Below are 20,252 nucleotides of genomic sequence, written 5' to 3'. Positions count from 1 at the left end.
GGCTCCCATGACTGATCTGCGGACCCGCCAGGCCAACGCCCTGGTGGAAGGACTGCAACGCGAAGCCGGTGGCAAGCTCACCGTGTTCCTGGGCGCTGCGCCCGGCGTCGGCAAGACCTACGCCATGCTGACCCGCGCGCAGGAACAGCTGCGCCGTGGCGTGGACCTGGTGGTCGGGCTGGTGGAGACCCACGGCCGTGCCGATACCCAGGCCCTGCTGGAAGGCCTGCCACGGCTGCCGCTGAAGGACGTGGCCTACCATGGCCACGACCTGCAGGAGATGGACCTGGACGCCGTGCTGGCGAGGAAACCAGCGCTGGTGCTGGTGGACGAGCTGGCCCATCGCAATGCGCCGGGCAGCCGCCACGAACGGCGCTGGCAGGACGTGATGGAACTGCTGGACGCCGGCATCGACGTCTGGACCACGGTCAACATCCAGCATCTGGAAAGCCTCAACGATGTGGTGATGCGCATCACCGGCGTGCGTGTCAGCGAGACCGTGCCCGATGGCGTACTCGACCGCCTGCATGACATCGTGCTGGTCGACCTGCCGCCGCGCGAACTGATCGCGCGCCTGCAGCAGGGCAAGGTGTACGTGCCTGAGCAGGCCGCGCAGGCGCTGCAGGCGTTCTTCTCCCCGGCCAATCTGACTGCATTGCGCGAGCTGGCGATGCAGGAGGCCGCCGACCGTGTCGACAGCAGCCTGCGCGAAGCACGCGCCGCGCGCGGCGAGAGCAATCTGCCGCTGCGGCGTGGCGTGCTGGTGGCAATCGATGGCGGTGGCCAGAGCGAATACCTGGTGCGGGTGGCCCGACGCATCGCCGAACGCCGCGATGCACCGTGGACGGTAGTGACGGTGCAGGGACGCCGCCAGGACGAAGCGACCCGGCGCGAGATCGATGCTGCGTTCGCGCTGGCCCGCCGCCTCGGCGGCGAAGCCGAGCTGCTGCACGGTTCAAGCATCGCCGATGCATTGCTCGACCACGCCGCGCACAACGGCGTATCGACGCTGGTACTGGGCCGTACCCGCGAACGGCCGCTGGCGCGGATGTTCAACCGCACCCTGACCCAGCAGCTGATCCAGCGCGGCGCGCACTACGAGATCACCATCATCAGCACGCCGCAGGCGCGTGCGCGTTCCCGTCGAGAGGGCCTGCTGCCACCGATGCGCGGGGTCAGCCACGAACCGTTGCAGGCCCTGATCGCCACCGCCCTCGCCTGCGCGGTGGCATGGCTGGTCGAACGCTGGGTGGGCATGGCCGATCTGTCGATGGTGTTCATCGTGGCGGTGGTGCTGGTGGCTGCACGTACCCGTGCCAGCGTCGCGGTGATGGCGGCGATCCTGTGTTTCCTTGCCTACAACTTCCTGTTCATCGCGCCGCGCTTCACCTTCGCCATCGGCGCGCGACAGGGCGTGATCACCGTGTTCCTGTTCCTGGCGGCGGCGCTGGTGGCCGGGCGTCTGGCCTCGCGCCTGCGCATGCAGGTGATCGCCCTGCGGGCGGCCAACCGCCATGCGCGCGCGCGTCAACAGTTGGGCCGGCAACTGGCCAGTGCGGCTGGCAACGGTGAAGTGGCGCAGGCCGGGCGGCAGGCATTGGAACAGGCCATGGATGTTCCGGCATGGCTGCGGATCGGCGCCGATATCGCGGCCGGTGGCCGTCACCTGCCCGGTGACACCGATCTGGCGGCGGCCGACTGGGCCCTGCGCCATGGCCAGCCCAGTGGCCGTTTCACCGATACCCTGGCAGGTGCGCAGTGGTGGTTCCTGCCGCTGCTGGACGGCGAAGACCGTGCAATCGGCGTGGCCGGCCTGTACCTGCCGGGTGCGCAGGCGCGGCTGCTGCCCGAACAGCGCCAGCTGGCCGAAGCGATGGTCGACGACATCGCCCAGGCCGCGTTGCGCACGCGCCTGGTGGCCGAGCTGGAACAGGCGCATGTGAGCAACGAGACCGAGCGGCTGCGCTCTGCCCTGCTTTCTTCGGTGTCGCACGACCTGCGTTCGCCGCTGGCAGCGATGATCGGCTCGGCCGACAGCCTGGCCAGCTACGGTACGGCGATGGATCTGGCCGACCGCCGCGCGTTGCTGGACACCATCCTGGTCGAAGGCGAGCGCCTGGACCGCTACATCCAGAACCTGCTGGACATGACCCGGTTGGGCCACGAGGGCCTGAAGATCAACCGCGACTGGATAGGCGTGGACGAGCTGATCGGTTCGGCCGCCCGTCGCCTGCAGCGCTACCAGCCGAAGGTACGGCTGGAGCTGGATATTCCGGCAACGCTGGCACCGATCTGGGTGCATCCGGCGCTGGTGGAACAGGCGGTGTTCAACGTGATGGAGAACGCCGCCAAGTTCTCGCCAGCCGATGCCGCCGTGCAGGTGCTGGCGCGCGAACTGGACGGTCAGCTGCGCATCGACGTGATCGATGCCGGCCCCGGCATTCCCGACGACGAGCGCGCGCGCATCTTCGACATGTTCTACAGCGTCGAACGCGGCGACCGCGGCCGCCACGGCACCGGCCTGGGCCTGACCATCTGCCAGGGCATGATCGGCGCACACGGCGGCAGCGTGCAGGCGCTGCCCGGGCGCGACGGTCGCGGTACCCTGATCCGCATCACCCTGCCCCTGCTCAAGCCAGCCTCCCACGATGAGTCCGACCCCGACTGATGCCAGCACGCCGGCCCCGCGCGTGCTGGTGATCGACGATGAAACCCAGATTCGCCGGTTCCTGGACATCAGCCTGCGCGCGCAGGGCTACCAGGTGCGCCAGGCCGCAACCGGCCAGGAAGGCCTGCAGATGGCCGCCAGCGAGGACATGGACCTGGTGATCCTGGACATCGGCCTGCCGGACATGGAAGGCCACGAGGTGCTGGAGCAGCTGCGGCAGTGGAGCCAGGTGCCGGTGATCATGCTGACCGTGCGTGCCGGCGAAACCGAGAAGGTGCGTGCACTGGACAACGGCGCCAACGACTACGTGACCAAACCCTTCGGTACCCAGGAGCTGATGGCGCGGGTGCGGGCGCTGCTGCGCACACGCAGCGTGCCGACCGATGGCACGCCGCCGGTGTTCGACGATGGCCACCTGCACGTGGATCTGGTGCGCCGTGAAGTGGCGATCGACGGCGAGCTGGTGGCGTTGACCCGCAAGGAGTACGCGCTGTTGTCGCTGCTGCTGCGCAATGCCGGGCGGGTGGTGACGCAACCGCAGATCCTGCAGGAAATCTGGGGACCCACCCACCAGCACGACACCCACTACCTGCGCATCCTGGTCGGCAAGCTGCGGCACAAGCTGGGCGACTCGGCACTGGATTCACGCTACCTGTTCACCGAACCGGGCGTGGGATTGCGGTTCAAGGGGTGAGGCGTGCCGACCAACGGTCGGCACCCACCAGACAAGTAGATCCACGCCATGCGTGGATGGACATCCATCGAAATCGAAAATTTCGACAATTCATCGAAGAACATCCACGCATGGCGTGGATCTACCGTGTCGACCAAGGTCGACACCTACCGAGAGCAGCCGAGCAGGGCGTGCCGGGCGCAGCCCGGCGCCACCTCAGAATCCCAGCGGGATGTCGCCCAGCACCGGCTGCAGCTGGCTGCGGAACAGCGCCTGGATACGCTCCAGTGCTGCTTCGTCGTTGCCTTCGAAACGCAGCACCAGCACCGGCGTGGTGTTGGACGCGCGAACCAGGCCCCAGCCGTCGGCGAAGTCCACCCGCAGGCCGTCGATGGTCGACAGGCGACCGCCGACATACGGGTTGTCAGGCGACTGCGCAGCGGCCACCAGCATCGCCACCAACGCATGCGGGGTGCCCTCGGCCACCGGCACCTTCAGCTCCGGCGTGGCTACCATTTCCGGCAGCTCGGCCAGCACCTCGTCCGGCGTTTCCTCGCGCTGGGCGAGGATCTCCAGCAGGCGCGCAGCGGCGTACAGGCCATCGTCGAAGCCGAACCAGCGTTCCTTGAAGAAGAAGTGGCCGCTCATCTCGCCCGCCAGTTCGGCGTCGGTCTCGCGCATCTTCGCCTTCATCAGCGAGTGCCCGGTCTTCCACATCAACGGACTGCCGCCATTGCGCAGCACGTGATCGGACAACTTGCCGGTGCACTTCACGTCGTAGATCACCATCGCGCCCGGGTTGCGCATCAGCACATCGGCGGCGAACAGCATCAGCAGGCGGTCGGCATAAATGATCTTGCCCTCACCGGTGACCACGCCAAGGCGATCACCGTCACCATCGAACGCCACACCGAGGTCGGCGCCAAAGCGCTTGACCGTCTGCACCAGGTCTTCCAGGTTGGCCGGTTCGCTGGGATCGGGGTGATGGTTGGGGAAGGTGCCGTCGACATCGCAGTACAACGGAATGACTTCGGCGCCGATCGCTTCCAGCAGCTGCGGTGCGAAGGCACCCGCCACGCCGTTGCCTGCATCGGCGACGACCTTCAGTGGGCGGTCCAGCTGCACGTCATCGGCAATACGCTGGATGTAGTCGGCGCTGACCTCGCGCTGCTGGTAGTCACCCGGTTCCGCAGCCTGCACCAGACGGCCTTCGACAATGCGCTGGTAGAGGTCGGTGATCGCATCACCAGACAAGGTCTCACCACCGATGACGATCTTGAAACCGTTGTAGTCCGGCGGATTGTGGCTGCCGGTGACCGCTACGCAGGTACCGGTGCGCAGATGGAAGGCGGCGAAATACACCACCGGGGTCGGCGCCAGGCCGATATCGATGACCGCACAGCCGGCACGCCGCAGGCCTTCGGCCAGCCCGGCTGACAGCTCGGGACCAGACAGGCGGCCATCACGGCCGATCACCACCTCGCGCAGGCCCTGCTCAAGGGCGACGGTGCCGATCGCCTGGCCRATCAGCGCGGCGGTGCGCGCGGTCAGCTCACTGCCGACCACGCCGCGGATGTCGTACGCGCGGAAGATGCCTGCAGCCAGCTCCTCGGCGGGGACGGGTGGCGGCGGAGGCGGCACCGCCTCGGACAGCGCCTCGCTGGGCACCGTCGGCGGGACCATCTGCAGGCTTTCACGCAGGGTCGGGCCGTGATCGGCGTCGGTCACTGCGCTGCGGCGGCTGGGCAGCGGCAGCGACGTTGGCAATCGGCCACGGCCTACCACCAGCAGTACCGCGATGAAAGCCAGCAGCAGGGCGACAATCGCGCTGGCGAGGGCTCCCAGCCCCAGCGGACCGGGTTCCACGTTGGGTACCCCGGCGGTCAGTCGCAGCGGGGTGCCGGCCACCGGGCGCGCCATTGCCTCGGCGCTCTCGGACAGGCCGCTATCACCCTGCGCCACGATGTTGTGCGCTCCCTGGCGCAGCGCCAGGAAACCATTGCCGGGGGCGTGTACCTGATCCAGCGGCGCGGTCAACCGCAGCAGCGGCTGGCGGACATAGACCACCGCCGGTCCGACGCCAGCCAGCTGTACCGGCGCGGCCAGACCCAGGCGGTTGCCGCCGCCATCGCGGATCACCCGCAGCGCCGGCTTGCCATCTGCCAGCGCCGATTCCAGCAGGGCCAGGCGTGCGTATCCAAAGGTGGCCGCATCGGCATAGCCTGCGGCCAGGTCAGCGCCCAGCACTTCCACTTGTTCGACGCCGGTCCAGCTTTCCCGCAGCGCCAGCGCGGCACCGGCCGCATCACCGGCCTGCAGCGCCTGCTGGACGCGGTCGCCCTTCAACTGCTGCTGCAGCTGCTGCAGCTGGCCAGCGGCAGCCTGCTGCAGCCCTTGCACGGCCTGGTCGCGCGCCTGTTCCAGCGCTTCCCCGCTGGCCGCCTGCCGCCACTGCTGTACCGCGCTCCAGCCGAACCAAGCGGCCAGCAGTACCAGCAGCACACCCAGCAATGGCGCGCTCCGTCCCAACGACTTTCCCCGCTGTGCTTCCCCGATGCCGCTCATCGATGTCCCCTGTCAACGCACCCCGGTATGGCCGAATCCACCCGTTCCCCGCACGCTGTCGGTGAAAGTATCCACCACCTGCAGGCTGACGCGGGCAATCGGCACGACCACCAACTGCGCGATGCGATCGCCCGGCTCGATGGTGAAGACCTCGCGGCCACGGTTCCAGACACTGATCAGCAGCGGCCCCTGGTAGTCGGCGTCGATCAGGCCGGTGCCATTGCCAAGCACGATGCCATGGCGGTGGCCCAGGCCCGAACGCGGCAGGATCACCGCACACAGATGCGGGTCGGCGATATGGATGGCCAGCCCGCTGGGGACCAGTGCGGTATCGCCCGGCTGCAGGGTCAGCGCGGTTTCCAGCGCCGCGCGCAGATCCATGCCGGCGCTGGCTTCGGTGGCATAGGCCGGCAGCGGCCAGCTGTCGCCGAAGCGCGGGTCGAGCAGCTTGACCTGCAACGGTTGCGGGAAGAATCCGTGGGTGTTGTTTGCCTCGGTCATGCCTGAAGTCTCCGCGCGATCAGCGCCAGCAGTTGTTCGGCCAGCTCACGCTTGGAAGTAGCCGGGAATACCTGTTCGCCATCCTGCCAGAAGGCCGTGGCGGCGTTGTTGTCGCTTTCGAAACCACCGCCGCTGATGCCCACCTGGTTGGCGATCACCAGATCCAGGCGCTTGTCGACCAGTTTGCCGCGCGCGTACTTCTCCACATCGTGGGTCTCGGCGGCAAAGCCGACCACCAGCTTCAACGACTGCGTCTGCGCGGCAACCTCGGCCAGGATGTCCGGGGTGCGCACCAGCTCGATCACCAGCGACTGGCTGTCGGCGGTCTTCTTCAACTTCTGCGCGGCGACCTGGCGCGGGGTGTAATCGGAAACGGCGGCAGCACCAATATAGATGTCGGCCGGCAGCGCATTCAGCACCGCTTCGCGCATCTGCGCGGCAGAGCGCACATCAATGCGTTGCACGCCGGCCGGCGTCGGCAACTGCACCGGGCCACTGACCAGCACCACCTGGGCACCCAGCCCGGCGGCGGCGGCGGCCAGGGCGTAACCCATCTTGCCGCTGCTGCGGTTGCCCACATAACGCACCGGATCGATGTCTTCATAGGTCGGGCCAGCGCTGATCAGCAGGCGCAGGCCCTGCAGGGCGCGCGTTTCCGGTGCCGCTCCAGCAGCCGGTCCAGCGCTGCCGTTGGCAACCAGGGCGGCGACGATGTCGCCCGGTTCGGCCAAACGGCCAGGGCCGGACTCGCCTTCGGCCAGCGGCCCATCGACCGGACCGATCACCTGCGCGCCACGCTGGCGCAGCAGGGCGATATTGGCCTGGGTGGCCGGATGCAGCCACATCCGATGGTTCATCGCCGGGCACACGGTCAGCGGCGCGGTGCTGGCCAGGCACAAAGTGCTGACGAGGTCGTCGGCGTGGCCCTGGGCCAGGCGTGCCAGCAGATCGGCCGTGCCCGGCGCGATCACGATGCGATCGGCCCAGCGTGCCAGTTCAATGTGGCCCATGGCCTGTTCGGCAGCGCTGTCCCACAACGTGGTGCGGGTCGGCTGGCCGGAAAGGGCCTGGAAGCTGAGCGGCGTGACGAACTGCTGGGCGCCGGCCGTCATCGCCACCTGAACCAGCGCACCGGCATCACGCAGGCGCCGGACCAGTTCCAGGGCCTTGTACGCCGCGATCCCGCCGCCGACACACAAGAGCAGTTTCTGGCCTTCCAGCGCGCGGATCCGCGTCGGGGAAGCGTTGGGAGAATCAGCCACCTGGAATTCCTGTGCAAACGAGGGCGTTAGCTTACCCGAAGGCCAGCAACGTCCTGGTGCACGCAGCACATAGCGGGCGGCTATCAGCACATGGGCGGTGGTCCGGGGAGTTTTCCGCGTTTGCGGCACGCCGTTTCGGAACTTTCCTATACCTCTTCCCGTCCACGCTTTGCAGAATCGTCACTGGCCACCCTGGTGTGCCGTTCGATTTCCGAGGAGTTCCCCGTGCAACCGCGCATCATCATTGCCGACGACCATCCGGTCGTCCTGCACGGCATCCGAATCGTGCTTGAGCGTCACCAGATGGATGTAGCCGGAGCCGCCGCTGACGGCGCCGGGCTGCTGCAGCTGCTGGTACAGGAGCCCTGCCATGCCGTACTCACCGACCTGTCCATGCCCGGCCCCGGCCCGGATGGTCCCGAACTGCTGGCCGTGCTGCGCGAACGCCACCCCGGCCTTCCCGTGGTGGTGCTGACCGGGGCCAGGCACCCGGGGCTGCTCGATGGCCTGCTACGCGATGGCGTACACGGCCTGGTCGACAAGAGCGCCGACTTCCCCGAGCTGGCCCAGGCTCTGCATGCGGCCATGGCAGGCCAGGTATTCGTCTCCCATCACCTGCGGCGCCACCTGCAGGCGCGCGATCTGCTGTTTCCGCACCCGCCGGCCGCGTTGTCGACACGCGAACTGGAAGTGCTTCAACTGCTGACCGACGGCCTGAGCATCAATGCCATCGCCGACCGCAGCGGGCGCAGCCCGAAGACGATCAGCCGGCAGAAAGCCGAAGCCATGCGCAAACTGGGCCTGCAGACGAACCAGGAGCTCTACGACTACCTGCAGACCCGCCGCGACTGAGGACTTGACCGACCCACGGGCACGGCAAGGGCTTATGGGGCCGGCCGGCGAGGATCGCCATGATGGGAGCCATGCCCATCCATGAATGGCCCGAAGAAGAGCGCCCCCGCGAGAAGCTGCTGGCCCGGGGTCCCGCGTCACTGTCCGACGCCGAACTGCTGGCCCTGTTCCTGGGTTCCGGCATTGGCGGCCGGGACGCGGTACAGACTGCGCGCGACCTGTTGCTCGCCCACGGTCCACTGCGGGTGCTGCTGGACCGCCCCGCCCGCGAACTGTCGAGACTTCCCGGTTTGGGGCCGGCGCGCAGCTGCACGCTGGCTGCGGGGCTGGAACTGGCCCACCGCTATCTGGCCGCTGAACTGCAGCAGGGCGAAGCCGTCGGCGACAACCCTGCCGCCGTCGGCCGCTACCTGCAGCACCGCCTGCGCGGGCAGGCACGCGAACTGTTCGTGGTGCTGTTCCTGGACAACCGCCACCGCCTGATCGCCTGCGAGGAACTGTTCGCCGGAACGATAAACGCAGCCCCGGTCTATCCCCGCGAAGTGGTGCGCAGAGCGCTGCTGCACAACGCCGCCGCGGTCATCCTCAGCCATAACCATCCCTCCGGCGATCCGGAACCGTCGACGGCCGACGCGCAGATCACCGAGGAGCTGCAACGGGCCCTCGCACTGGTCGACGTCCGCCTGCTGGACCACTTCGTGGTGGGCGAGGGGCGTCCCGTTTCGTTTGCTGAACGGGGTCTTCTACCGCCGCTTCGAGCCCGACCGATGCGATGAGCCCCGCAGCAGCAGGCGGCTCCGCGTGCCCTGGCAGGCAGGCCTCGGTCAGCGTTGCGACCGGCATCTGCGCTAAAATGGGCGATTCCGCCGCTCATTCTCACAGCAGGCCTCGTGAAAAATCTCCTCCGCGCCCTGATCAGCCAAGGCATCGAAGCCTTGCGCGCCAATGGCACCCTGCCCGTCGACTCCCTGCCGCCGGACTTCGTGGTCGAGCGCCCGAAGACCCGCGACCATGGCGACTTCGCTACCAACGCCGCGATGCTGCTGGCCAAAGCCGCGCGCAGCAATCCGCGCGCATTGGCACAGGCGCTTGTCGAGGCGCTGCCGCGCAGCGAAGACGTCAGCAAGGTCGAGATCGCCGGCCCGGGCTTCATCAATTTCCACCTGGCACCGGCCGCGTACCAGCGTGAAGCCGTCACCGTGATCAAGGAAGGCGCCGATTACGGCCGCAACCTGTCCGGCAATGGCCGCACGGTGGGCGTGGAGTATGTGTCGGCCAACCCGACCGGTCCGTTGCATGTCGGCCACGGCCGCGCAGCGGCCATCGGCGACTGCGTGGCACGCGTACTCGATGTCAATGGCTGGAACGCCAAGCGCGAGTTCTACTACAACGATGCCGGCGTGCAGATCGAGAACCTGGCGCTGTCGACCCAGGCACGAGTGAAGGGCATCGCTCCGGACCAGGAAGGCTGGCCGGAAGGCGGCTACCGCGGCGACTACATCGCCGATGTGGCACGTGCCTACATGACCGGCGCCAGCGTCGACCTGGAAGGCACCCTCGTGGTCGGCGCCAAGGACCCGGACGACATGCAGGCGATCCGTCGCTTCGCCGTGGCCTACCTGCGCAACGAGCAGAACCTGGACCTGGCCGCGTTCGGCGTGGATTTCGACATCTACTTCCTGGAAAGCTCGCTGTACGCCGATGGCAAGGTGGCCGAGGCGGTGGCCAAGCTGCAGGCGTCGGGCCATACCTATGAAGAAGGCGGTGCGCTGTGGCTGCGCAGCACCGACTTCGGTGACGACAAGGACCGCGTCATGCGCAAGTCCGACGGCACCTTCACCTACTTCGTGCCGGACGTGGCCTACCACCTGTCGAAGTGGCAGCGCGGCTATGAGCGTGCGATCACCGAGCTGGGCGCGGACCACCACGGTTCGCTGGCGCGCGTGCGTGCCGGCCTGCAGGCCATGGAAGTGGGCATCCCGCAGGGCTGGCCGGAGTACGTGCTGCACCAGATGGTCACCGTCATGCGCGGCGGCGAGGAAGTGAAGCTGTCCAAGCGTGCCGGCAGCTACTTCACCCTGCGCGACCTCATCGAAGAAGCCGGCCGCGACGCGACCCGCTGGTTCCTGATCGCGCGCAAGCCCGATTCGCAGCTGACCTTCGACATCGATCTGGCCCGTCAGCAGAGCAACGACAACCCGGTGTTCTACGTGCAGTACGCGCATGCCCGTGTCTGCAGCCTGCTGCGCCAGGCGCAGGAGAAGGGCCTGGTCTACGAACAGGGCACCGGTCTGTCCAACCTGGGCCGCCTGGCCGATGACGCATCGCTGGCCCTGATGAACGAGATCTCGCGTTATCCGGAAGTGGTGGAAGCGGCCGGTGTGGCGCTGGAACCGCACCAGGTCGCGCAGTACCTGCGCGAATTGGCGCACGCGTTCCACACGTGGTATCACGGGACACCGGTGCTGGTGGATGACGCGACCGATCGCAATGCCAAGTTGACCCTGGCCTGCGCGGCGCGCCAGGTACTGGCCAATGGCCTCGACCTCCTGGGCGTTTCCGCCCCGGAAAAAATGTAAGTCTCAGGAGACGCAGTAGACATGGCAGCACGACGCGGCAAGACACAGGCTCGGCGCAACAGCAGCCAAGGCACGCCCGGATGGGTGTGGCTGGTTGCCGGCGTGGCGATCGCCGCCGTGGTGTTCCTGGCGGCGCCGAACCTGTTCAAGGGCGAGGGCGATGGCTTCCTGCGCGCCGGTCCGCAGCCGAACCCGAACGCGCAGCCGGCGCCGGTAGCCGATGGCGAAAGCGATGTCGGCACCCAGCCGGCTGCACAGCCGGCCACGCCGAAGCCGGCTGAGCCGGAAAAGCCGGCGGCCACCCAGTACGATTTCTACACCCTGCTGCCTGGCAAGGAAGTGGAGATGTCCGACGCCGAACTGGCCGCCAGCGCGCGCGCCGAGGAACAGCGCCGGAGCAAGGCCGAAGCGCAACGCGCGCAGGCAGCACTGGAAGGCAAGCCGGTGCCGGCGGTTGCGGCCACGGCACCTGCGGCGACTGCAAGCGTTGCCAGCACCGCCCCGGTGACCGCCACCAGCCGTCCGCTGCCGACGCCGGTGAGTGAACGTCCGACGACCGCCACGCCAGCGGCCGCCACCACCGCGCCGGCCAGCGCCAGCACCGTTGCCGCCGCTCCTGCGGCACGCAGCGAAACCGCGCCGGCCACCGCCAGCGCTGCAGCAGCCCCGGCACCGGCCGACAATGCCCGCTACATCCTGCAGGCAGGTGCATTCGGCGCTTCCGGCGATGCCGAAGCGACCAAGGCCAAGCTGGCGATGATGGGCCTGGCAGCACGCGTGGAGTCGGCGCAGATCAACGGCAAGACCGTGTACCGCGTACGCATGGGGCCCTATGGCACCGCCGGTGAGCTTTCCGAAGCCAAGCAAAAGCTGGATGGCACCGGCCTGCAGGCGATGGCGATCAAGGCGCAGTAAGCGTGCGGGCATGATGAAAAAAGCCGGGCATTGCCCGGCTTTTTTTTTGCCCGTGCAGCGCCGGGCTCGACGCTGCAGACAGCGGATCAGCTCTCGCGGGCAACCTGGAAACCGGCGAACGACTGGCTGACCGGCATCAGTTCCAGGCGATTGATGTTCAGGTGCGGGGGCAGGCTCGCCACCCAGAAGATATGCTCGGCGATGTCTTCGGCGGTCATCGGGTTGGCGCCGGTGTACAGCTTGTCGGACGCAACCTGGTCGCCATGGGTGCGGACCACGGTGAACTCGGTTTCGGCCATGCCCGGTTCGATGGTGGTCACGCGTACACCGGTACCGTGCAGGTCCGAACGCAGGCCCAGCGAGAACTGGCTGACGAAGGCCTTGGTGCCGCCATAGGCGTTGCCGCCCGGATACGGATAGACACCGGCCACCGACGAAATGTTGATGATGGCGCCCTTGCGCTCCACCAGCTGCGGCAACAGGCGATGGGTCAGGGTGACCAGCGCGGTGATGTTGGTGTCGATCATCGTCGTCCAGTCCTTCAGGCTGGCGCTCTGCGCCGGCGCGGTGCCCTGGGCGAGACCGGCATTGTTGACCAGCAGGTCGATGTCGCCGAAAGCCGGCGGCAGCGCCAGCAGTGCCGCTTCCATCGCGACCGGATCACGCACGTCGAACACGGCCGCGTGCACCACATCCTTGCCATAACGCTCGACCAGCGGCTGCAGGCGTTCGCTGCGACGGCCGGTGGCGATCACTTTCCAGCCCGCCTGGGCAAAGCGGTGTACGGCAGCGGCGCCGAAGCCGGAAGTGGCACCGGTAATCAGGACGGTTCGGGTCATCAGACAACTCCGTGGGAAACCAGACCGCCATTCTGGCACCGTCGGTCCACGGCTGCGTTGCCTGATCGGCCTGCTGCGATGCGCGCGGTCAGCGCAGGCGGAACACGCGTGCCTTCGGCAGGTCTTCGTCGACCTGCAGGAACCAGCGTCCGGCGATACCCGGAATCACCTCGATCTGCGGTGCCTGCAGGGTCTTGCGCAGCTTCATCTGGCCCTTCATCACCTGCCACTGCTGGCCGTTGTCGAGGGTGAACACCGTGCCCGGCTCCCAGCCGGCAACGTCGCCGACCACGCGGGCGCTGACCGGGCCCTCTTCCAGGCCCAGGTGCATCGCCGCCGGGGCGGGAACGTTGGCCGGCAACGGCGCGCCGGTGTTGGCCGCAACCGGCGCCCGGGCGGGGGCAGGCATCGACGCCTCGGCCTCGCGCAGCACACGGTTCAGGGTCTGCAGCTGGGTCGTGTCCAGGCCCACTTCGGCCAGCTGGGCCGCGCTGAGACGCTGCTCTACGGGCACGAAACGGTCCTGGGCGGTGGCGGCGAAGCTGCTGGCGACCAGAAGAATGGAGAGAAGGTACCGGCGCATCAGAGGGAATCCCTGCAGAACAGCGCTCACGATGCTGCAATCCGGTGACAGTCCGGTTACAGCCGCAGGGCCGGTACAATGGGCCATGATCAATAATGATGTACTGCGCAGCGTGCGCTACTCCCTGGACCTCGGCGACCACCACGTGGTCACCCTGTGCCAGATGGCCGATCCGGCGTTCGAAGTGGATGTCGACCAGGCCAAGGCCTGGCTGCTGCGTGAAGACGAGCCGGGTTTCCAGCCGATGAGCGACAGTGCGCTGGCGCACTTCCTCGATGGCCTGATCCTGCACCTGCGCGGTCACGATGAGGGCCAGGCGCCGCGCGCGGTGGAAACCCGCATCGACAACAACCTGGTGTTGAAGAAGCTGCGCGTGGCCTTCCAGCTGCGCGATGTCGACATGATGGAGATCTTCACCAGCATCGGCTTCAATGTCTCCAAATCCGAACTCGGCGCGCTGTTCCGCCAGCCCGGCCACAAGAACTACCGGCGCTGCCTGGACCAGATGCTGCGCAACTTCCTCAAGGGCCTGAGCCTGCGCCTGCGCGGCTGAGCACGGCATCGACGAAGGCGCGTGCGGCCGGCGTCGGCAGGCGCTGCCAGACCAGATGTACGCGCCGGGTCGGGGTCGGTTGCAGCGGCACCTGCACCACCCCTTCGAAACCGTCGGCGATCAGCACCGGCACGATGCCCACCGCCAGGCCGTGGCGGACGAAGCGCTCGACCAGTTCCATCAGGTTGACCTCGAAACGCACCTGATGCGGCAGGCCCGCTGCGGCGAACGCATCATCGGTCTGCCGGCGCGCGCCGGTCCCCCGCGGGAAATCGACCAGGGCCTCATCCTGCAGCGCCGCCAACGGCAGCCGCTGGCGCGTGGCCAGCCGATGCTGCGGCGCCAGCACGGCCACCAGATCCTCTTCCTGCAGCATCTGGTGGCAGACGCCCTCAAGATCGGCCGACGGCGCCAGCCCCACCAGCGCCACGTCCAGTGCACGCGACTGCACCTGCTGCAGCAGGGTTTCGCTCTTGTCCACCCGCAACTGGAATTCGACCTGCGGGTGCTGCTGCTGGAAGGCAGCCAGCATGGCCACCGCGTCGATGCCGGTCAGCGACGAGATCTGCCCGATCGCCAGCAGGCCGCGCACTTCACCACTGACGGCAGCGACGTCGGCACGCAGGTGGCGCAGGCTGGCCAGTACCTGCCGGGCGTGCACCAGCAACGCTTCGCCCGCGGCCGTAGCGCGCACCTGGCGCGGCAGCCGCTCGAACAACGTCGTGCCCAGCTCCTGCTCCAGATGGGCGATCTGGTGGCTCAAGGCCGACTGCACGACGTGGCAGCGCGCGGCCGCACGGGTGAAGTTGCCCTCTTCAGCCAGGGCCACGGCGAACTCGAGCTGCTTGAGGTTCACACCGGTATCTCAATTTCAGATGACAGGGATGATGATGATTCATTTCCATCATGACCGCAGCAGGCAGACACTGTGCTGCCCTGCTTCACGGAACATCGCGTGTCCCCTTCCCTTCCTCCCCTGCAGCGCTGGCAGATCCTGTTGATGTCGGTCGCCACCGGCGTCGCGGTGGCCAGCAATTACTACGCGCAGCCGTTGCTGCATACCATCGCCGATGCCTTCGGCGTGCCTTTCGGCCAGGTCGGCATGGTGGTGACCGCTGCGCAGTTGAGCTACGCGGCCGGCCTGATCCTGCTGGTGCCGTTGGGTGATCTGTTCGAGCGCCGCCGGCTGATCGTGGTGATGACCTTGTTGTCAGCCAGCGGGCTGGTGATCAGCGCGTGCGCGCCGTCGTTGCCATGGCTGCTGGCCGGTACAGCGATCACCGGGTTGTTCTCGGTGGTGGCGCAGGTACTGGTGCCGTTCGCCGCCACCCTGGCCGCACCGGAGCATCGCGGCCGCGTGGTCGGCACGCTGATGAGCGGGCTGCTGCTGGGCATCCTGCTGGCACGCACCGTGGCCGGGCTGCTGTCGAGCCTGGGCGACTGGCGCCTGGTCTACGCGATCGCTGCAGGTACGCTGGTGCTGACCGCGCTGGCCCTGCATCGCGGCCTGCCGCGTTTCCACCACACTGCCGGGCTCGGCTACTTCGCGTTGCTGCGCTCGATCGGCACGCTGTTCCTGCAGGAACCGGTGCTGCGCCAACGCACACTGCTCGGCGCGTGCAGCTTTGCGATGTTCGCGATCTTCTGGACGCCACTGGCATTCCTGCTGGCGCAGCCGCCGTATGCCTACAGCGACGCCACCATCGGCCTGTTCGGGCTGGTCGGTGCCGCCGGTACGCTGGCTGCCGGCCTGGCCGGGCGCATGTCGGATCGTGGCCAGACCGGCCGGGCCACGGCCATTGCGCTGGTGCTGTTGCTGCTGTCCTGGCTGCCTCTGGGATTGTCGGCGCACTCGCTGCTGGCGCTACTGGTCGGCGTGGTGGTGCTGGACCTGGCCGCGCAGCTGCTGCATGTCAGCAACCAGAACCTGATCTACGCGCTGCAGCCGGAGGCACGCAACCGCCTCAATGCCGGTTACATGACCGGCTATTTCATCGGTGGCTCGCTGGGCTCGCTGCTGTCGGCGCAGGTCTACCAGCGTTTCGGCTGGACCGGCGTGTGCGTGGCCGGTACTGCGGTGGCGGTACTGGCCCTGCTGGTGTGGCTGCCCAGTGCCTGGCGCACACGCCAGGCAACATCGGCCGACTAGAAGCTGCCCTGCAGCGCCAGTTCCCAGCGTCCACCGGAATTGCCCGGGAACAGCCGCTTGGCGGCGCTGTCGGTGTCATGCACGGTGGCGCGCAGTTCCCAGGCCGGCGTCAGCGTGGCGATGGCACTGAGCTGGCCATGCAGGTAGTCCGGCCCCTGCGCGGTAGCCAGCCAGTACTGCCCCACCGCCGCTTCCAACCGCACGCGCTCGCTCAACGGCACCCGCACGCCCAGCTGCGCGTAGGTGCCGCGACGGCCGCCGGCCAGCGCATCGTTGGAGTGGGCAACCTGCAGCCAGGCGCGTTGCTTCCAGGTGGTGGTGACATTGAGTTCGGTCCAGTCCAGTGCGCGGCCGGTGCCCGGATAGACATACCGGGTGAGGTTCGCATCCAGGCTCCAGTCCGGCGACAGCGCGCCCGACCAGCCGGCGACGAGATCGAACTCGCTGCGTGCCCCGCTGTCCGGCGTGAACGAGACATTCGAGCCCCAGGCGCTGGCATACCAGCCCGAACCCACCGTCACCTTTGCCCCCACCTGCGCGGCCGGATCGCCCTCGCTCTGCGAGCTGCCGCGCCAGACATAGTCGCTGGTCAATGCCGCCGTGCCACTCACCTGCACCTGCGCCTGCACGCTGCCGGCGCACAGCAGCCCCGCCAGTGCGGCCGCGCTGGCCACGATCATCCCCTTGCTCTTCACTGCACTCACTTCCTCGTCGAAGGCGGTCTGTCCGCCGGGACGGCAGTGTCGATGGCATGGCCGTAACGGTTCGATGGCGATGCTGCCGTGCCAGCGCAAATTCAGCGTAAATCCGCGCTACGGTGAGCGCGGTATCATGCGGGCCTATTTCCAGGAACCAACCACGTGGACGCCATCCTGACCCCGGTATCGATCGGCGAGCTGATCGACAAGATCACCATTCTCGAGATCAAGGCCGAGCGCATCGACGATGCGACCAAGCTGGCCAACGTGCGCACCGAGCTTGACGGCCTGCTGCCGCTGCTGCAGCAGCAGCTTGACGCGCAGCCGGCACTGGCCGCGATGAAGACGCAGCTGAAGGCCATCAACGAGCGCATGTGGGAGATCCAGGACCAGCTGCGCGACAAGGAAGCGGCGCAGGTGTTCGACGAAGCGTTCATCCAGCTGGCGCGCGGCGTGTACGGCACCAACGGCGAACGCGTGCAGGTGAAGAACGAGATCAACCGCGTCGCCGGTTCGGCGCTGGTGGAAGAAAAGCAGTACCAGGGCGAGTAGACCGCTCAGCCGCATTCAAGCAGGTGGCGGATGCGGAACAGCTCGCCATCGCTGTGGATGCCGAGCTTCCGGTAGGCCGTGCGCTTCTGCGTGCTGACAGTGCTGGCCGAACGGCCGAACCGCAATGCGACTTCACCGGTACTGCAGCCCTGCAGGACCAGCCTGAGTACCTCGCGCTCGCGCCGGCTCAACGGCGCCAGCACGGGTGCCGGCGTGCGCCGCATGCGCGGCCTGTTCAATTGCGCGCGCAATTCCGGTGGCACGAAGCGCCTTCCACTTGCCACGACATCGACCGCGCGCAACAACATCTCTGCCGATGTCGCTTTGGACAGGAATCCGCGCGCACCGGCCTGCATTGCCGTGGTAACCGTGCTGGCGTTGCAATGCCCGGACAGCACCAGCACCGGCAGCAGCGGCCAGCGCTGCGACAGCCTGCGCAGCAGGGCCAGCCCATCACCGGCATCGCCGGGCAGCAGTGCATCGATCAACAGCAGGTCGATGCCGCCCGGGTTGCGTTGCAGCAGGTCCAGCAGCGCGCGTTCGTCGGCAACGCTGCCGCAGACCTGCACGCCGCCGTGCTGGCGCAGCACCACTTCCACGCCCAATCGCAGTACCGGATGCGGGGCCAGCAGTGCCAGGCGGCAAGGCTGGTCAGGGAGCAGAGCGGGAACGACAAGCGGCATTGCGGCAGATCCGGATGTACGGAAAGCCCACCGTAGGTCGGGATCGCAGGCAGCGGAATCCAATTTATTGCAACGCAACATCTTTCCGCACCGGGCAGTCAGATGGCATTCCAGTTCCCCACAACGAAACAGGCCCGGCATGAGCCGGGCCTGTCGAGGCACAAGCAGCGCAGGACTGCGCCGCGGTGCGATTACCAGCTGAAGCGCGGGCCGACGGTGTATTCCTTGTCGCCGTGGCGGTTCATCTTCAGCTCGCCGTTCAGGCCCCAGTTCTGGTTCAGCTTGACCTGACCACCCAGACGGCCGTACCACTGGCTGTCGATGTCGACGCCGTGCTTCTTCGAATAATCTTCGTAACCGACCAGGCCGTAGACCTCAGCGTGGGCACCGAACGCGGTACGGATACCGGCTTCAGCGCTGTAGCCGTTGAAATCCAGGCCGTGCTTCTGGTCGAACTTCTGGTAGGCGACGCGGGCAACGAAGTCGGTCGACGGAGCGATTTCGACGTTGTAGCCGGCACCGACCTTCCACTGGTCAACCTTGATGTTGGTGTGGTCGACTTCCTGACGGCTGTATTCGCCGAAAGCGTGGAAGTTCGGCAGGAAGCCGTAGGAACCCTTCACGCCCCAGCCATCAGCCTTGATGCCGTCAACGTCGGTCTTGGCGTAGTCGGCCTCGGCGTAGTTGTAGGACAGGTTCTCGGCGGCCGAAGCGGTGAACGGCAGGGCAGCGGCCAGAGCCAGAGCAATCAGCGAATTCTTCATGGGGGTACACCTTTACTTTCTTATGGTGTGCAGCAGCGCCAGGGCGCCATCGCATCGGGAATGTAAATTCTCCGTTATTCGCCACAACGCTCCCTGAAAACAGCAGTCTTCGCATTGCTGAATTTTTTGCATTGATTCAGCAAGGCTCAGGCATACGCGCGCGGTACGCGCACGCGCTTCGATATCAACGAGACGGCAGCCGATGTCGATTTGCCGCACCGTGAAGCGTCGACTCAATGAAGGCCGTGCACCTGGCACGGTCCATTCCGGAGGCAAGCGATGAGCTACATCGATGGTTTCGTACTGGCGGTGCCGACCGCCAACAAGGAGAAATTCCTCGCCCACGCCCGTACCGGCGACGTGGTGTTCCTGGAATATGGGGCACTGCGCGTGGTCGAGTGCTGGGGCGATGACGTGCCGCACGGCAAGACCACCGACTTCTTCGGCGCGGTGAAAGCCACGGCGGAGGAAACAGTGGTGTTTTCCTGGATCGAGTGGCCGGACAAGGCCACCCGCGATGCAGGCATGCAGAAAATGATGGAAGACCCGCGGTTGGACCCGTCGAAGAATCCCATGCCGTTCGACGGTGCACGGATGATCTACGGCGGATTCGAACCGATCTTCGAACTCAAGCGCTGACCCGCGCGGGCGTCCTCAGCGGGCGCCCGCTTCATCCTCACCGGCCGCGTGGCCGGCACCCAGCGCAGCACCTGCACCAACACCCAGCCCGCCCATTCCGGCACCCATGCCGCCGCCACCTCCACCGGTGCGACCGCCCTTGGCTTCGCCCTCGTTGCGGCCCTTGCCACTTCCGCCACCGCTGCCCGCAGGGCGGGTAGGCCCCTGGCGCGGGATCTCCAGGTCGGCCGGTACCGGCGCAAGGTCCAGCGCCTCGCGGACGAAGTCGCGCAGCGAGATCACCAGTTCGTATGTGTGCACCGCACGCCCCTGTGCCAGTTCACTGGCAGCGCGCGCGGCCAGCCGTACCTGCTCGTCGGTGCCCAGCAGCAGGATGTCCGACAAGGCCGCTTCGACCGCATCGCGGATGCGCCGGGCCCGATCCGAGCCCGGCTCGGCGATGCCTTCTTCGTGGGCCCGCTGGCGCAGGTCGCGCAGGTGGGTTGGATCGACCCCCAGCTCACCGGTGAAGGAGCCGCCCAGCGTCTTGTAGGCCGCCATCAAGGTACGCAGCCGCTCGTTGATCTGGCGGTTCTCGCGTTCGCGGCGCTGCTGCAGGGTCTGCATCACCAGCAGGCGGATACCCACGCCGAGCAGGGTGATCAGGACCAACCCGGCCAGGGTGGACAGCACGCCCTGCCAGGAACTGAAATCGATACCGCCCATGGTTACAGCTCCTGCGGAAGACCTTCATCTTGCCCCAGCCTGCTGCCGCAGATCCACGTCAGGCGCGGATGA

The 20,252-nt window shown here is 67.3% G+C and carries 20 protein-coding genes; 10 read left to right on the top strand and 10 right to left on the bottom strand.

From position 1 onward, the window contains the following. The first annotated feature begins 7 nt into the window (after window positions 1-7). Complete coding sequence (locus AB4Y98_RS06780; RefSeq protein ID WP_442244036.1) at window positions 8-2,668, top strand: ATP-binding protein; 2,661 nt, start codon at window positions 8-10, stop codon at window positions 2,666-2,668. Beyond that, window positions 2,649-3,362 (top strand): response regulator transcription factor, encoded by a 714-nt coding sequence (locus tag AB4Y98_RS06775; RefSeq protein WP_080150427.1) that lies wholly within the window; start codon window positions 2,649-2,651, stop codon window positions 3,360-3,362. Before AB4Y98_RS06780 ends, AB4Y98_RS06775 begins: the two co-directional genes overlap by 20 nt. A 195-nt stretch (window positions 3,363-3,557) precedes the next feature. Here the strand turns inward: AB4Y98_RS06775 and AB4Y98_RS06770 are convergent, their stop codons facing one another. The 3 genes from AB4Y98_RS06770 to coaBC are packed head-to-tail and all read right to left on the bottom strand — an operon-like array spanning window position 3,558 to window position 7,669. Next, window positions 3,558-5,906 carry a phosphomannomutase/phosphoglucomutase gene (locus tag AB4Y98_RS06770; RefSeq protein WP_394196825.1) on the bottom strand — a complete coding sequence of 783 codons (2,349 nt, stop codon included), beginning with the start codon at window positions 5,904-5,906 and terminating at the stop codon, window positions 3,558-3,560. A gap of 12 nt (window positions 5,907-5,918) precedes the next feature. Beyond that, the gene (gene dut, locus AB4Y98_RS06765; protein WP_442244035.1) at window positions 5,919-6,407 is read right to left on the bottom strand and encodes a dUTP diphosphatase; all 489 of its coding nucleotides are present in this window, start codon (window positions 6,405-6,407) and stop codon (window positions 5,919-5,921) included. Further along, window positions 6,404-7,669, bottom strand: coding sequence for a bifunctional phosphopantothenoylcysteine decarboxylase/phosphopantothenate--cysteine ligase CoaBC (gene coaBC / locus AB4Y98_RS06760; RefSeq protein ID WP_313251261.1), 1,266 nt, complete (start codon window positions 7,667-7,669; stop codon window positions 6,404-6,406). The genes dut and coaBC overlap by 4 nt, the downstream gene beginning before the upstream one ends. Window positions 7,670-7,894: 225 nt before the next feature. Between coaBC and AB4Y98_RS06755 the strand changes: the two genes are divergently transcribed. The 4 genes from AB4Y98_RS06755 (at window position 7,895) to AB4Y98_RS06740 (ending at window position 12,015) form a co-directional block, all read left to right on the top strand. Further along, window positions 7,895-8,521, top strand: coding sequence for a response regulator transcription factor (locus AB4Y98_RS06755; RefSeq protein ID WP_313251263.1), 627 nt, complete (start codon window positions 7,895-7,897; stop codon window positions 8,519-8,521). 71 nt (window positions 8,522-8,592) lie between these two features. Beyond that, the gene (radC, locus tag AB4Y98_RS06750; protein WP_312111696.1) at window positions 8,593-9,297 is read left to right on the top strand and encodes a RadC family protein; all 705 of its coding nucleotides are present in this window, start codon (window positions 8,593-8,595) and stop codon (window positions 9,295-9,297) included. A 114-nt stretch (window positions 9,298-9,411) separates the two neighbouring features. Then, entirely contained in the window at window positions 9,412-11,100 is a 1,689-nt protein-coding gene (gene argS / locus AB4Y98_RS06745; protein ID WP_442244034.1) for an arginine--tRNA ligase, read from the top strand. A 21-nt stretch (window positions 11,101-11,121) separates the two neighbouring features. Continuing rightward, window positions 11,122-12,015: an SPOR domain-containing protein gene (locus tag AB4Y98_RS06740; protein ID WP_442244033.1), complete on the top strand. Its 894-nt coding sequence runs from the start codon at window positions 11,122-11,124 to the stop codon at window positions 12,013-12,015. Between the two features lie 86 nt (window positions 12,016-12,101). On the opposite strand, the gene AB4Y98_RS06735 is transcribed toward AB4Y98_RS06740, so the two are convergent. Together AB4Y98_RS06735 and AB4Y98_RS06730 are read right to left on the bottom strand one after the other, a co-directional pair. After that, a complete protein-coding gene (locus tag AB4Y98_RS06735; protein WP_442244032.1) occupies window positions 12,102-12,854 on the bottom strand; it encodes an SDR family NAD(P)-dependent oxidoreductase in 753 nt (250 codons plus the stop codon). 88 nt (window positions 12,855-12,942) lie between these two features. Next, window positions 12,943-13,437: a hypothetical protein gene (locus AB4Y98_RS06730; protein ID WP_312786446.1), complete on the bottom strand. Its 495-nt coding sequence runs from the start codon at window positions 13,435-13,437 to the stop codon at window positions 12,943-12,945. Between the two features lie 85 nt (window positions 13,438-13,522). On the opposite strand from AB4Y98_RS06730, the gene AB4Y98_RS06725 reads away from it, so the two are divergent. Continuing rightward, complete coding sequence (locus AB4Y98_RS06725; protein ID WP_033832824.1) at window positions 13,523-13,990, top strand: DUF1456 family protein; 468 nt, start codon at window positions 13,523-13,525, stop codon at window positions 13,988-13,990. On the opposite strand, the gene AB4Y98_RS06720 is transcribed toward AB4Y98_RS06725, so the two are convergent. Continuing rightward, window positions 13,959-14,846 (bottom strand): LysR family transcriptional regulator, encoded by an 888-nt coding sequence (locus AB4Y98_RS06720; RefSeq protein ID WP_442244031.1) that lies wholly within the window; start codon window positions 14,844-14,846, stop codon window positions 13,959-13,961. The two genes, AB4Y98_RS06725 and AB4Y98_RS06720, sit on opposite strands and share 32 nt — an antisense overlap. A 144-nt stretch (window positions 14,847-14,990) precedes the next feature. On the opposite strand from AB4Y98_RS06720, the gene AB4Y98_RS06715 reads away from it, so the two are divergent. Then, window positions 14,991-16,139: an MFS transporter gene (locus tag AB4Y98_RS06715; RefSeq protein ID WP_394196932.1), complete on the top strand. Its 1,149-nt coding sequence runs from the start codon at window positions 14,991-14,993 to the stop codon at window positions 16,137-16,139. On the opposite strand, the gene AB4Y98_RS06710 is transcribed toward AB4Y98_RS06715, so the two are convergent. Continuing rightward, window positions 16,136-16,834 (bottom strand): TorF family putative porin, encoded by a 699-nt coding sequence (locus AB4Y98_RS06710; RefSeq protein ID WP_363734345.1) that lies wholly within the window; start codon window positions 16,832-16,834, stop codon window positions 16,136-16,138. The two genes, AB4Y98_RS06715 and AB4Y98_RS06710, sit on opposite strands and share 4 nt — an antisense overlap. Window positions 16,835-16,999: 165 nt before the next feature. Here AB4Y98_RS06710 and AB4Y98_RS06705 point away from each other — a divergent pair, with 165 nt between their 5' ends. Continuing rightward, window positions 17,000-17,389: a DUF6165 family protein gene (locus tag AB4Y98_RS06705; RefSeq protein ID WP_223497520.1), complete on the top strand. Its 390-nt coding sequence runs from the start codon at window positions 17,000-17,002 to the stop codon at window positions 17,387-17,389. 5 nt (window positions 17,390-17,394) lie between these two features. Here the strand turns inward: AB4Y98_RS06705 and AB4Y98_RS06700 are convergent, their stop codons facing one another. Together AB4Y98_RS06700 and AB4Y98_RS06695 are read right to left on the bottom strand one after the other, a co-directional pair. Further along, entirely contained in the window at window positions 17,395-18,072 is a 678-nt protein-coding gene (locus AB4Y98_RS06700) for a response regulator transcription factor (RefSeq protein ID WP_223497519.1), read from the bottom strand. A gap of 191 nt (window positions 18,073-18,263) precedes the next feature. Next, window positions 18,264-18,836 carry an OmpO family porin gene (locus AB4Y98_RS06695; protein ID WP_025878364.1) on the bottom strand — a complete coding sequence of 191 codons (573 nt, stop codon included), beginning with the start codon at window positions 18,834-18,836 and terminating at the stop codon, window positions 18,264-18,266. Window positions 18,837-19,115: 279 nt separating this feature from the next. On the opposite strand from AB4Y98_RS06695, the gene AB4Y98_RS06690 reads away from it, so the two are divergent. After that, window positions 19,116-19,475, top strand: a complete 360-nt coding sequence (locus AB4Y98_RS06690) for a DUF1428 domain-containing protein (RefSeq protein ID WP_223497518.1) — start codon at window positions 19,116-19,118, stop codon at window positions 19,473-19,475. Window positions 19,476-19,490: 15 nt separating this feature from the next. Here AB4Y98_RS06690 and AB4Y98_RS06685 read toward each other — a convergent pair whose 3' ends face one another. Beyond that, window positions 19,491-20,180, bottom strand: coding sequence for a hypothetical protein (locus AB4Y98_RS06685; RefSeq protein ID WP_394196843.1), 690 nt, complete (start codon window positions 20,178-20,180; stop codon window positions 19,491-19,493). Window positions 20,181-20,252 lie beyond the last annotated feature (72 nt).

The sequence above is a fragment of the Stenotrophomonas sp. 2YAF26 genome, from assembly GCF_052114625.1.
In the GTDB taxonomy this organism is placed as follows: Bacteria; Pseudomonadota; Gammaproteobacteria; order Xanthomonadales; family Xanthomonadaceae; genus Stenotrophomonas; species Stenotrophomonas indicatrix.
This window is presented reverse-complemented; position numbering and strand designations above follow the sequence as displayed.